Source organism: Rhodohalobacter sp. 8-1 (assembly GCF_038150125.1).
Lineage (GTDB): Bacteria > Bacteroidota > Rhodothermia > Balneolales > Balneolaceae > SW132.
This window is the reverse complement of sequence record NZ_JBBVMF010000001.1, coordinates 309,400-322,886: the sequence shown is the minus strand read 5'-3', so window position 1 is coordinate 322,886 and position 13,487 is coordinate 309,400. Positions and strand designations below refer to the sequence as shown.

13 protein-coding genes are annotated in these 13,487 nt (G+C 45.0%); 5 read left to right on the top strand and 8 right to left on the bottom strand.

All coding sequences use genetic code 11. The annotated features are described in order from the left end of the window. Positions 1-235: 235 nt before the first annotated feature. From murA to AABW11_RS01360, 8 genes are all read right to left on the bottom strand, one after another. On the bottom strand, positions 236-1,507 hold the full coding sequence (gene murA, locus AABW11_RS01395; protein ID WP_340102709.1) for a UDP-N-acetylglucosamine 1-carboxyvinyltransferase: 1,272 nt from the start codon (positions 1,505-1,507) through the stop codon (positions 236-238). After that, complete coding sequence (locus tag AABW11_RS01390) at positions 1,500-2,009, bottom strand: biotin/lipoyl-containing protein (protein ID WP_340102708.1); 510 nt, start codon at positions 2,007-2,009, stop codon at positions 1,500-1,502. Before AABW11_RS01390 ends, murA begins: the two co-directional genes overlap by 8 nt. Beyond that, entirely contained in the window at positions 1,999-2,271 is a 273-nt protein-coding gene (locus AABW11_RS01385) for a hypothetical protein (RefSeq protein ID WP_340102707.1), read from the bottom strand. Before AABW11_RS01385 ends, AABW11_RS01390 begins: the two co-directional genes overlap by 11 nt. 76 nt (positions 2,272-2,347) lie before the next feature. Continuing rightward, positions 2,348-3,820, bottom strand: coding sequence for a phytoene desaturase family protein (locus AABW11_RS01380; protein ID WP_340102706.1), 1,473 nt, complete (start codon positions 3,818-3,820; stop codon positions 2,348-2,350). Positions 3,821-4,114: 294 nt separating this feature from the next. Beyond that, positions 4,115-5,524, bottom strand: coding sequence for a 23S rRNA (uracil(1939)-C(5))-methyltransferase RlmD (gene rlmD / locus AABW11_RS01375; RefSeq protein WP_340102705.1), 1,410 nt, complete (start codon positions 5,522-5,524; stop codon positions 4,115-4,117). Between the two features lie 12 nt (positions 5,525-5,536). Next, positions 5,537-6,061, bottom strand: coding sequence for a cyclic nucleotide-binding domain-containing protein (locus AABW11_RS01370; protein WP_340102704.1), 525 nt, complete (start codon positions 6,059-6,061; stop codon positions 5,537-5,539). 55 nt (positions 6,062-6,116) lie between these two features. Further along, positions 6,117-8,519, bottom strand: coding sequence for a BamA/TamA family outer membrane protein (locus tag AABW11_RS01365; protein WP_340102703.1), 2,403 nt, complete (start codon positions 8,517-8,519; stop codon positions 6,117-6,119). Between the two features lie 62 nt (positions 8,520-8,581). Beyond that, a complete protein-coding gene (locus AABW11_RS01360) occupies positions 8,582-8,836 on the bottom strand; it encodes a DUF2795 domain-containing protein (protein ID WP_340102702.1) in 255 nt (84 codons plus the stop codon). Positions 8,837-9,124: 288 nt separating this feature from the next. On the opposite strand from AABW11_RS01360, the gene AABW11_RS01355 reads away from it, so the two are divergent. From AABW11_RS01355 to prmA, 5 genes are read left to right on the top strand one after another with little or no spacing between them, the layout of a single operon-like run. Next, positions 9,125-9,358: a Sec-independent protein translocase subunit TatA/TatB gene (locus AABW11_RS01355; RefSeq protein WP_340102701.1), complete on the top strand. Its 234-nt coding sequence runs from the start codon at positions 9,125-9,127 to the stop codon at positions 9,356-9,358. Between the two features lie 18 nt (positions 9,359-9,376). Next, on the top strand, positions 9,377-10,903 hold the full coding sequence (locus AABW11_RS01350; protein ID WP_340102700.1) for an amidase family protein: 1,527 nt from the start codon (positions 9,377-9,379) through the stop codon (positions 10,901-10,903). 6 nt (positions 10,904-10,909) lie between these two features. After that, entirely contained in the window at positions 10,910-11,683 is a 774-nt protein-coding gene (locus tag AABW11_RS01345; RefSeq protein ID WP_340102699.1) for an SDR family NAD(P)-dependent oxidoreductase, read from the top strand. Continuing rightward, complete coding sequence (locus AABW11_RS01340; protein ID WP_340102698.1) at positions 11,680-12,648, top strand: M28 family peptidase; 969 nt, start codon at positions 11,680-11,682, stop codon at positions 12,646-12,648. The genes AABW11_RS01345 and AABW11_RS01340 overlap by 4 nt, the downstream gene beginning before the upstream one ends. Next, positions 12,645-13,484, top strand: coding sequence for a 50S ribosomal protein L11 methyltransferase (gene prmA / locus AABW11_RS01335; RefSeq protein ID WP_340102697.1), 840 nt, complete (start codon positions 12,645-12,647; stop codon positions 13,482-13,484). Before AABW11_RS01340 ends, prmA begins: the two co-directional genes overlap by 4 nt. Positions 13,485-13,487 lie beyond the last annotated feature (3 nt).

Here is a 13,487-nt window from a genome sequence, read left to right as displayed (position 1 = left end):
GCTCACAGGTTGGTGTGCCCACCGCGCGGCAGACCGCGTCAAATGGGTAAATCAAGTATTGGAGAAGAATTTGTATCGTGCTGAAAAACAAAGACTTAAGGTATTAAATGCAGTTAAACTCTAAAATCCATCAATTAGCACTAATATAACTGAAAAGTATCAAACATTAAATGTTGATCTTAATAGTTTCAATTCATTGATGATGTAGTAAATAATGTGCTTATTTATTCACTGTTTAGTCGCCATCCTCTCTGGTGATGGATGATCCTGACTGGTTGAGTTTATCTTCAAGGTCTTCGTAACCGCGATCGAGATGGTAGACACGAAGCACTTCGGTTTCGCCATCGGCAATCATACCGGCCATCACAAGGCTGACGCTTGCCCGAAGGTCTGTGCTCATCACAGATGTTCCGGACAGTTTTGAAGGGCCGCTTACAGTGACACAATTTTCTTTAACGGAAAGGTTCGCGCCCAATCTCTTTAGTTCGGGCACATAGCTGAAACGGTCAAAATAGATATTATCCGAAATCTTACTTGTGCCCTCAGCCTGCGTCATGAGTGTTGCCCACTGCGCCTGGAGGTCGGTAGGAAAACCGGGATAAATTTGGGTTTCAATACTCACAGGTTTGATGGACTCCGGAGCGTCTACCTGAATCGTATCATTATTGATTGTTACAACGGCCCCTGTCTTTCTAAGTTGATCTGGGAATGACCCTAAATCTTTTGGCTTACATCCGGTGAGTGTCAGGGAGGATTCTGGATGCATGGCGGCCGCAATCATGTAGGTGCCCGTTTCAATACGGTCCGGATCATTGGATGTCTCAATACCTTTGAGGGATTCAACACGCTGTATCGTAATTGTGTCGGTTCCCGCCCCCTTGATGTTCGCGCCCATTTTGGCAAGCGTATCGCAAAGAAGAACTACATCGGGTTCTTTAGCCGCATTTTTAATGGTAAAAGATTCAGCACGCCGTACAGCCGCTAAAATCAGGTTCACGGTAGCGCCCACACTGCTTGGATTGAGCTCATATACACCGCCGGGAACAGATTCACCAGGAAATGAACCCATGACATACCCTTTTTCAAGCCGGATGTCGGCGCCCATCGCTTCGAGGCCTTTTAAGTGAAGATCAACAGGACGAGGGCCCCAGGCACATCCGCCCGGGAGAGATACTTTTGCTTCACCGGTCTTTCCCATAAGCGCTCCAAGCATATAAAAAGAGGCTCGCATCTTGCGTACGAGTTCATACGGCGCTTCGGCAAATCCAAGATTTCCGGAGTCGATGGTTAGAGAATTATACTCCTCATCAAACTGCACAGATGTTCCGGTTACGCGAATCACATTATTGAATGTGTATATATCTTTCAGTTTGGGAACGAGGCGAATAGTGGTTGGTGAGTCACCTAAAATTGCGGCTGCCATTAAGGGAAGTGCGGCATTTTTTGATCCGCTGATTGCAATACTGCCCCTCAGCGGTGTGGGGCCATTAATAATAAATTTATCCACGTGGTTCTATTTCTAAAATAATTTGATTTTTTTCTACGCTTGCTCCGGTTGTAACTGAAACTGACAGGATTGTTCCGGCACAGGGGGCTTTCAGCTCGTTTTCCATTTTCATGGCTTCTAGTATAACAACGGGATCGCCGAGCTCTACATCATCGCCTTCAGCTGCAAGGAGCTCCAGAATTTTACCGGGCATCGGCGCCTGAAGCGAACCGATAGATTTTTCAGCGGCGGTTTTGAATCCAAGTTTTTCAAGGAGCAGCTGCTGCTCATTTTTCAGCGTTGCTGCAATCCACTTTCCATCAACGGTGCATTCAACTTCACCGCCATCAACCCGGATATTCCTGATTTTATGGAGGGTTGTCCCAACTCTGAAAAGAATTTGAGAATCACTGTGATCAACAATCTCAAACTCAATTTCATCCTTATTTATTTTGGCGGTTGATTCGTCAAGATTGAGGGCGACATCAAACACTGAGTCACCAAAAGCGGCTTCATATTGCATAATTTTGCATAGTTTTAAGTCCCGATTTCGTAGCCTGGAAACTGTATTGATCGATGTTATCAGAGTCGTAAAAAGGTGATAGTAACCTCAGGTCATCCTGAGAGTAGACGGCTATAAATCCATGGTTAATCAGATTGATTAAATCATCTCGGATCATACCAAAGGTGTATCCTGTCTCAGAAATGATATGAGAAAAAGGTTCAGGGAAGATCAGTTCCCTGAGAATTTTGCGCTCTGATGGAGAAAGTTTTCGTGCTGCCATAGTTTTAAAGATAGGGGGTGACGCTTTGAATGACAACGGAGATTTGCGAATCAAATTTTAAGGAGATGCTCATTTATTACCGCTTGAGAAGCTCCATCGCATTAAATGCCGATTGCACCACCAGTGGAATGCCACCACCGGGGTGGGTACTGCCACCAACAAGATACAAATTATTTAAATCGCGGAGTTTGTTTCTGGGGCGCACAAATGCCGAGAATTTATCATTTGACGCGGTACCGTATATGCTGCCTTTATTCGATCCATATCGGTTCAGAAAATTTATGGGAGTGATGACTTCCTGAATCTCGATAGATTCTTTAAGGCCGTCCAGCCCTTGTGCTTCAAGTGTCTGAATAATTGTTTCCCCGTATATTTGCTTTAAAAGATCCCAGTCTTGCCCAGCAACGTAAGGTGCATTTACAAGCACGAAAAGGTTGGAAGAGCTCTCAGGTGCATGTGCCGGATCAGAATAAGATGTGTTGGCAACATAAATTGTTGGATCAGCAGGCAGGCGTTGTCTGCTGAAAATATCCCGGAACTCCTTGCGGTAGTCATCCGAAAAGAAAATATTGTGATGCTTTAACTGAGGCCATGTTGTTGAGCATCCAAGAAGCATCACAAACCCGGAGCATGAGGGCTCAAGTTTTGACTGTTTTTTACGCTTCTGTTTTGAGACAACATCGCCCGGAAGCAGGTTCAGGATGGTGTCTGTTGCATCTGAATTAGCAAACAGCAGATCGCAACTTATTTTTTCTCCATCTGATAAGGTAACACCACTCACATCTTTGCCTGAAACATCAATGCGTTTAACTTTTGATTCAAAATGGAAATTTACGCCCTGTTTTTTGGCGAGTTTATGCAGCGCCTCAGTGATACCGTAAAGCCCGCCTTTGACGTAAAAGCCACCCTGGTTGAGCTCAACATGCGGGATTACATTCAGCGTAGCCGGTGCCTGGTACGGCGACGACCCATTGTATGTTGTAAAGCGCTTAAAAAATTGGCGGAGGTAGGGTGATTCAAAATAGCTATCTACTTTGTCCGATACAGTTGAAAATGCATCGATACTCAGGAAATCAAGCAAATTTAATTGCTTTAAATCTGACATATCGTACAGCGGGTTGAATAGAAAAGCGTCGGCAGTTTTGCTGTACAAATTTTCGGAGTAATCGAGAAATGAGGCGTATACTTTGGCGTCATGTTTGGAGAATCTCTCGATTTCGGCAACTGTTTTGCCGCGATTGGAATAGTTATCGAATCGTGTGCCATCCCTGTAAAAGTAGCGGCAAAGAGGAGATAGCTCTGTCAGCGTAAGATAGTCGGTAAGTACTTCTCCGCAATCAGTAAATAGTTTTTCTAAAATAAATGGCATTGTGAGCAGGCTCGGTCCCGTATCAAACCGGTACCCGCCACATGTAAACTGCTGCATTTTTCCGCCCGGATGTTCATTCTGTTCGTTAACATCAACGGTGTACCCACGGGCCGCCAGGAGCGACGCGACAGCCAGCCCGCCGATTCCTGCACCAATTACAACTGCATGTTTAGTAGACATAAAAACGAAAAAGATGGTATAAAATCGTTAGAACCTGGTTTCGATTTAAAAAATGGCAAAAACAGTCCAAAATGGTCGTTATCCAGCACTTTCCAGCAGGGATGCATGATCTGCTGTCCTTAATAAAGGCAGGAGATGCCACGCCGAGGCGTGGCATGACATAAGTAATGACGAATTAACTTAATTAAAGCCCATTTTGGACTATTTTTGTTGATTTTCAATAAATGTAAGAATCGAACACAGGTTTGGAGACTGCAGTGAATAAATGCAGATAAACATCCTTTCGTTCGGGATCTAACCCTTCTTAGTCAGTTTCGCGACCGCTTCGATATGATATGTTTGCGGAAACATATCTACCGGCTGTACAGACTCAACCTCGTAAACCTCTTTTAGTAGTTTTAGATCTCTCGCCATTGTTGAAGGATTGCAGCTGACATACACGAGTCGATCGAGTTTTAGATTTGATAGTTGTTTCACAACATCAGGGTGCATTCCGGAGCGTGGTGGATCTGTAATCACACAATCAGGATGGCCATGTTTTTCAAGAAAAAGCTCATTGAATGTGTCCTTCATGTCGCCAAGGACGAACTCCGCGTTCGTTACATTATTCTCTTTTGCGTTGAACCGCGCATTTTCGATGGCGACATTAACAAGCTCAATGCCGGTTACTTTATCAGCTTTATCTGCCATGAACAATGAAAGCGTGCCCACGCCACAGTAGAGGTCGAACAGGTGACCGCCATTATCAAGCTCTGCATATTGGCGAGCTACTTCGTAAAGTTTTTCGGCCTGTTTTGTATTTGTTTGAAAAAACGCGTTGGCATGGATTTTAAACGAATGATTACCAATTCTATCAACAATATATCCAGGGCCATATAAAACATTTTCAAACCGGCCGATTGCAGTAGGATTTGGCTGATCATTCACATTGTTCACTATTGTGGTGATGCCCGGAAATTGGTCGAGTAACGCATCCGCCAGTTTTTGAACCGTTTCAGATTCGTCGCGATAGGTCACGAGATTCACCATCAGGTCGTCCGTATAGTCTGATGTGCGCACAACAAGGTGCCGCATGAACCCTTCATTTTTATGTGTGTCGAACGCCGGGATGTTATGTTCAATACAATGATTGCGAACAAAATCCAGCAGCCGATACGATATTTTTTCCTGGAGGTGACACTCTTTCAGGTTCAAAATTTTATCGTAGCGTCCCGGAGCATGGAGTCCTGCAGCAAAAGCGCTGTCGTCGACAAACTCATCTTGTTGAATCTCTTCTTCACTGAGCCACCGCCGGGTACCGAAGCTGTACTCCATTTTATTTCTGTAGTAGAGTGAGTCGTCACAGGGAATAATAGGCTGGACTATATCAGGGGATAGATGAGCAATTCGTTCAATGTGATCGCGGACGTGCTGCTCTTTATATTTCACTTGCTTGTCGTAAGGAATATGCTGCCAGGTACACCCGCCGCATGTGTTGGCGTGCCTACACACCGGTTCCACCCGAACGGGAGACGGCTCAAGGAGTTCTAGCATTTTCGCTTCCCGGAATGATTTCTTTTTACGAGTGATCATTGCTTTTATCTTGTCGCCGGGGGCTGTGCCGGGTACAAATACAGCGAGGCCGTCAACCTTAGCGATTCCCTTACCTTTGAAAGCGGTAGACTCGATGTCGAGTTCTAAAACAGTTCCTTTTTTTAGCGCCATAAAAATATGCTTTTACTCGGTTTCGTGGGTATTATCTTTGGATTCATCAAACCGGTCGTAGTAGGTTTGAAAGTGGATAGAAAATGCGTTTTGCGTACTTGTCACAGCTTCCAGCTCGCGTACGGTACGCTCAAGCTGCCGCATCGCAAGTGTGGATACGGATTCAAGGAACTTAACGGCTATCTTAGGATTTCTTTTCTTGAGGGTTTCAAAATCGGGATTGTAAAAACCAAGCAGGGTGCAATCTGTAATACATCTCGCAGAGGAGAGCCGTCTTAAATCATAGCCGATGGTGAGGGCACCAAAGCTTTCCGGAGGTTCCAGTTTAAAAGAAACATCGCCAACGTCTTCATTACTTGTATCACCTGTTACAATAAGTTCCACGGATCCTTCCTCAATAAAATACATGCCTGTACCGGGATCATTCTGATAAAAAATATATTCGCCATTGTTGTACTTTCTGCGGTGGCAAAGCTGCAAAAACTCGTACCGTTCCGTTGTGGAGAGATCTTTCAGAAATTTTGAACTGAAGATCATGCTTGTCTGATTTTTCAATTTTGAAAACTGACGCTTATTAAACATGTCCTGTGCATTAAAAACTGTGGCCGATACCAAAACTAAAGTAGGCCGTTTTATTTTCGAACCATCCCTGCTGAAGATCGTGTACGCGGAAGGTGAAATCGATACGGGCTACAAGAAACTCCCAGTCTAACCGAAGCCCAATACCTGATCCCACCGCAATTTGATTATAAAATTCGTCAATATAAAATCTGCCGGGATCTAACAATTCATTTCCTTCTTCATCAACCAGCGATGATTTTGGTCCGTACCATACGTTTCCGGCATCTGTATGCCATGCAATATGCCAGTTTGCGCTGAACACGTTACGAAGGAAGATCTGCCGGAGTTCTTTGTAGGCTGAAAGTTTAATTTCCCCGCCCGGAACCGGTACCTCTTCCGGTTTCAGATCGCCAGGACCGAGCCGGAATGGATTCCAGCCTCTGATATCGTTACTGCCCCCGGCAAAAAACCGCCGGCTGAGCGGAATGCTGTTACTCTGGAAAATCGGGTGTGCAATACCAGCGTACCCGCGAATTGCAAAAACGGTGTTTTTAGACAGACTGAAATAGCGCCTGTAATCTGCAGAAAATTTAATGAACCGGCTATATGCCAATGCATTTGTTGAGATTCCAAAGGGTGATGGTAATGTTTCCTGAATCTCACCGGGACTGACTAAAAACCGGTCGATCAAGTACGGAGTATTTCCTCCAACGGCTGCTGAAAATTCTCGGGAGTACCCATAATTGCGTTTGATAATATTGGTATCGCGGTTCCGGAGCGCGTATCGGATGATGGAAGAAAATTGCGGCCTGAAATCCTCCCTGATCCTCAGGATCTCAATCGAGCCTTCGCCATATTCGTTGATCAAATTCAGTTCGAACTGAGACGATGGATCTGTATCAATGATGTCCATCTCAATCAGGTCGAAAAAGCTCGTGAATCGGTCGTTGTGCGTTACCTCGTACCGCACGTTAAAACGTATATCTGAATTGATATCAAAAAAGAGCTGATCACTTTGGCTGTATGTAAGACCATACCTGGTTCTAGCTGTCTGAATCCAGGAGCGGTTTCTGAGCGCATCAAACGGGAAATTAAGCCTCGGAACCGTATACTCAGCCCGTAGCTCGTAGCTTTGAAAGATGGCAGAACCAGTACTTGTGCGATTGCCGGTATCTTCATCACGGGGAGCTATCTCCCGGAGCGTCCCCGACGTTACGTATTCGAGGCTGGTATTTATTCCGAGCGATAAATTGTCGGCCCGGCCGCTAAGATTATTGTTGTTATAGTTAATGCCAAATCCTGTACCAAATCCATATCGCCTCATCCCGAAAAATTCGGTGCGAATGGAGTGTTTAGGGATGGTTTCAAGTTCGAAGTATGAGGGGATTTGTGATCGTGAAAAATCGGGGACGCTATTGCTCTCATGAAGTGAAAATCTGTTGGTGATCATCATTCCGAGATTCTGGAACGAATTGACACTTCTCAGGTATGCGGACTGATCAAATGTCTCGCCCGGCATATAGCGAATTTGTTCGGTTAACAAGCTAAATCGTGTTTGAGCTTCGGTCTGTTTTTTTGTGTAGATAGTAAACCCGGGCTCGGTATACGGTTCGCCACTGAACGTGCGGTTCTCATCAAAAATCGTAGTATCCTGCTCAGACGGGCCGGTGAGTTCAATATGCACGTCACCAAATATGTACTTACGGCCGGATCGAATGGTAAAAAGGATGTCGTACAGATTTGAAGTACTGTCAACCTGCTTTGCCAGTGCCTGTACGGAATCCCGCTGTACCGAGGCGTATCCGTGATTTTTCAAAAATGTAATGATGCGCGTCTGTTCGCTGCGCAGCTTTTGAAGCAGGTAAGGTTCGTCAACTTCAAATGTGGAATCATTCAGGAATGAGCTGTAAAATTCACTGTTGAGATAGAATCGATTCGTCAACTCGGAACTATCAAACTCCGGCAGCCCTGTGTAAGATACCGACCTGAGTCTCGACCGGGGACCTTCATTAATGATAAAGGAGACCTCTACTCTGTCTTCCCGGTATTCGATGATTGAGGTGTCCACTTCGGTCTCAAAATAGCCAAGATTTTCGTAGTAGATTTGAATTCGCTCAATATCGTTAGCTACCATATCCCGATCGAGATAGGCCGGCGATTCTCCAACTCCAAATAGCTGCCAAAAATAATACCAGGGGGTAAAGCGTGGTATGCCGAGAAATTCCCTGTTATTATCGGTTCTGACCAGGGTCCTGAGTGTGCCGTCTGATATATTTTGATTTCCTGAAAACCGTACGATCCTGACAACAAGATCGCTTTCAGTGTCTTCATCATCACCTGACACGTTGTTTTGTGCACTTACAGCTTGAGAAAAGAAGGGCTGTGTGAGTATGATGAAAATGATAAAACCCAAGCAAAGAAAAATATCTCTCATAGTAGGTTTCCCGGCAAAGAACGGTGCTTAGGAATTATCATATATGTTAGTTTACGGATCGCTTATACGTCGTCGTAATCAAACCCTTCGTCTTCTTCGCCATGGAAAAAATCTTCTTTTCTAATATAGTCGGGCCAAATATCTTCAATACCTTCATATACGGTGTCTTCACCTTCCGCAATTTCACCGAGCTCGTAAAGATTGTCGATGGCTTGCTGAGGCAGGCCTGTTCGTTCTGCCCACTCTATAAGCTCTTCCCTGGTAGCGGGAAACGGGGCTTCGTCCAATACGGCTGCTAATTCTACTGTCCAAATCATAATATTATGTTCTCTTTAACGATTAATGATAAAACTTATTGACTGTTATAAACTGTTTGTAGATGACAAATGCAAATAAATTGAGGCCCAAAGGTACACTTTTTTTTACCTGCACTTCAAAAGGTCAGTGAAATTTTTTTTATCTTATTTAAATGCGATCTTGATTTACAGCTCTTTTAGCCCATATGTTCCTTTTTTAAAAAAAGAACTAATCTCAGGCTGATCGAATTTCATGTTTTTCATTTAAACGCTTCAGTAAACATATAGTAACCTAAATATTATTTTCTTATGGGAATGCCAGGCGGTATCGAAATTTTTATTGTAGTATTAATTATTCTCCTCCTTTTCGGAGCCAAACGTATTCCTGAACTTGCCAGGGGAATCGGGCAGGGAATCCAGGAATTCCGCAAAGCTTCAGACGATATTAAAAAAGAGATCGACAAAGGAGCTGATGACGTAAAAAATGCTGCTTCAAGCAAAAGAAATGAAGAAGCAGAAACAGAAACAAAATCTGATAAATAATTACAAAGCGGTTATTACATGAAAAATTTGCTCTCTATCCAGGACGAGCTAAACTCCGGTTCACTCAAACTACCGGATCTTGTCGAACAGTATATTAACACTATTGAAGAGAAAAACGGCACCGTAAATGCGCTGGTATCATTCAGTGCTGACGATGCAAAGAAACAGGCTGCCGACATCCAAAAAAAAATTGATGCCGGAACAGCCGGCCGGCTTGCAGGATCGGTTGTAGCTGTTAAAGATCTTATCTGCGAAAAAGGAAAGAAAACCACCTGTTCAAGCAATATTCTTAGAAATTTTGAAAGCGTGTACGACGCCACCGTCATCGAGAAACTGGCGGCGGAAGATGCACTTTTTATCGGGCGGGCGAACATGGATGAGTTTGCTATGGGCTCATCTAATGAAAATACGATTTTTGGCCCCGCCACTAACCCTCATAATTCTGAGTTTGTAACGGGAGGATCAAGCGGGGGCAGCGCAGCATCAGTGGCAGCTGGTATGTGTAACTTTTCACTTGGGTCGGATACCGGCGGATCTATCCGTCAGCCGGCGTCGTATTGCGGCGTTGTGGGTTTGAAGCCTACATACGGCAGGGTCTCTCGTCACGGACTGGTTGCGTTTGCTTCATCATTCGACTGCATAGGGCCATTTGCAAACAGTGTGGAAGACGCGGCTATTATGCTGGAGTTTTTGTCAGGCAAAGATCCGATGGATCAATCCTCATCAGACCGACCGGTTGACACATACAGGGACGCAGTAGAGAATGATGAAAAACTGACGATTGGCGTTCCCAACGAGTATTTTGGAGAAGGTCTTGACGATGAGATCAGATCGAAAATTGAAGAGCAGCTTAAACAGCTTGAATCTGATGGCCACACTTTAAAAGCGATTAACCTGCCTCATACGGATTATGCTATTGCTACATACTATATCCTGGCTACGGCTGAAGCATCGAGCAATCTTGCCCGTTACGATGGTATTCGATACGGCCATCGCGCAGATTTTGAAGAAGTAGAAGAAGAGCTGAAGAAAGAACAGATTGCCCGGGAAAAGCGACTCGAAGTTGCCACCGGGAAAGAGCATGAGCGTCTGATTGAAGAGATTTCAAAAGCAGATTCCCCCTTAACCAGGCTCTACAAAAATTCCAGGACGGAAGGATTCGGGAAAGAGGTGAAGCGCAGAATTTTGTTGGGTACGTATGTTCTCAGCTCCGGCTATTACGACGCCTATTTTGCGAAAGCACAGAAAGTTCGGCGCCTTATCAAAGAAGACTTCAACAAGGCTTTTTCTGATGTTGATGTAATTGTATCGCCTACTGCGCCCACAACTGCTTTTAAACTTGGTGAGAACCAGGATGATCCCGTGCAGATGTACTTGAATGACATCTACACTATTTCGGCCAATCTATCCGGAATTTGCGGAATCAGTGTGCCAGCCGGTACTCATTCAAATGGTCTTCCATTCGGTATCCAGTTTATGGGTGATTCATTTAAAGAACAGAATATTCTGAGAGCCGGACGGGCAATCGAAAATTTGCAGGGCTAATTCATTATGATCTCAACAGACCGGTTAAAAGACAAATGGGCAGTAATAACCGGCGCCACGTCGGGTATCGGGAAGGCCTGTGCGGAACTATTCGCTGAAGCAGGCGCACATTTAGTTCTGACCGGCCGGCGTCAGGATAGGCTTGAATCGCTGAGAGATGAACTAAAAAACTCTCATTATATTAATGTTGAGATCAGTTCATTTGATGTTCGTGATCGCGACGCTTGCTCCAACTTTGTAGACAACCTGTCTCATCCGGTAGATATTCTCATCAACAATGCCGGGCTCGCTGTCGGAAAAGATCCAGTTGATCAGGCCAAATTTGAGGACTGGGACCGGATGATTGATACAAATTTAAAAGGTCTGTTGACCATGACTCGGTTGGTCGCACCCGGCATGAAAAACAGGAACAGCGGTCATATTATCAACATCGGATCGATTGCCGGGCACGAAGCGTATGCCGGCGGAGTGGTTTACTGCGCCACGAAACATGCGGTTGATGCCATCACCAAATCAACAAAAAAAGATCTGCACGGCACCGCCATTCGGGTGGGTTCTGTATCACCGGGCCTGGTGGAAACAGAATTTAGCAATGTTCGTTTCAAGGGAGATGACACCAGCGCCGATCAGGTGTATGAAGGAATGAAGCCGCTTACCGGAAAGGATATCGCAGAAATGGTTTTGTTTATGGCAAGCAGGCCGGATCACGTCAATATTATGGATTCAATCGTTTACCCCGTACAGCAGTCGGCCGCAACGATGGTGGACCGCGGCTCATGAAATCCATACTATTACTGCTATTAGCAACAGTTTTATTGATCTCTTGCGGAGATCAGGAAGCCAATCTTGAGTTTGAACGACAGGGCAGAAACGTACCTTCGTTTGATTCTGATAACGCCTACAATTTTATTGATGAGCAGGTATCGCTCGGGCCGAGAGTTCCAAACTCTGAGGCACATGTTCAGGCAAAAGATTATCTGAGATCTGAACTTGAGGCGTCTGCCGGAGAAAACAGTGTGTTTGTCCAGGAGTTTCAACAGGTTGTTTATGGCGATACACTAACGATGTTTAATATTTTAGCCGGATTCGGACTGCAGCACCAGGATCGAATTCTGCTGGCGGCACATTGGGATTCCCGGCCACGGGCTGAAAATGACTCACTAGACTCCGGAAGCCCGATCCTGGGGGCAGATGACGGCGGCAGCGGCGTTGGCGTTTTACTTGAATTGGCACAGATTTTTAAAGAGAATGACGTACCAATTGGCGTCGACATCATCCTTTTTGACGGAGAAGATTACGGCGAAGTCTCCGATCTCGATAACTATTTTTTGGGTGCCCGCCACTGGAGTAATAACCCGCCTGTTCCCGGTTATAATCCGAGATTCGGTATTCTGCTTGATATGGTAGGTGGCGAGGATGCCGTGTTTTACAAAGAGAGTTATTCTATGAGATCCGCTCCCAACCTGGTTAATGAGATCTGGCAGATTGCTGAAATAAAGGGTTACAGTGATTTGTTTATAAATAAAAGAGGTGGGGCGGTGGCAGATGATCATATTATTGTACAGCAGCAGGCGGGAATAAATATGATTAATATCATCCATCACTCAGTAAATGAAAATGGTTCTGTCCAATTTCCCCCGTACTGGCACACCCAAAACGATACAATGGAAATTATAGATCGAACCACTCTCCAGGCCGTGGGTGATGTTCTCCTTGAATTGATATATAACCGGATTCCCCGATGAACTATTTAAAGTTAGTTGTAACTGTTCCTGAGGAGACGCAGGAGTACGTGATTGCAGAGCTGATGGATATGGATTTTTATGGGTTTGAACAGGTTGGCAACCAATTGATTGCATATGTCGAAAAGCCGCGTTTCAATGATTCCAACCGGGAAAGTATCGAACAGATGATTGCAAGACTGCCCGGAGCTAAGTTTGTAGAATTTTCGGAAGTTGCCGAGCAAAACTGGAATGAATCCTGGGAGGCCAGCATTCAGCCGCAAACGATAGGAGATTTTTTTGTGCGGCCAACGTGGTCTGAAAAAGAACCAAACGGGGAGCAAATCCTTCTCGAGATTGATCCAAAAATGTCGTTTGGCACAGGCTACCATGCTACAACCCGGTTGATGCTTCAGCAGCTAAGTAAGATAAAGTGCCAGGGGAAACGCGTACTTGATGCAGGAACCGGAACGGGAATCCTCGCTATTGCTGCCTGCAAGCTGGGCGCTTCCCATGCTATTGGTTTTGATTATGATCCTTGGTGCGAAAAGAATGCCACCGAAAATGCACTGATCAACAATGTTGATTCCAGATTGTCGATTAGGCTCGGCGGCTTTGAGACCGTCGAGGACGAACAGCCCTTCGATTTGATCCTGGCCAACATCAACAGAAACGTTATTCTTGAGTTTATTGATCAGATGATCTCCTTGCTGGATCGTGATGGAAAACTTTGTCTGTCGGGCCTGCTTAGAACGGATGAAGACAGTGTAATGCAAAAACTCAGTGAGTATCCGGTAACTGTGACAGATAAACAAACGGAAGACGAATGGATGCTTCTGCAGATTGAAATCTTGAAGTAAAGA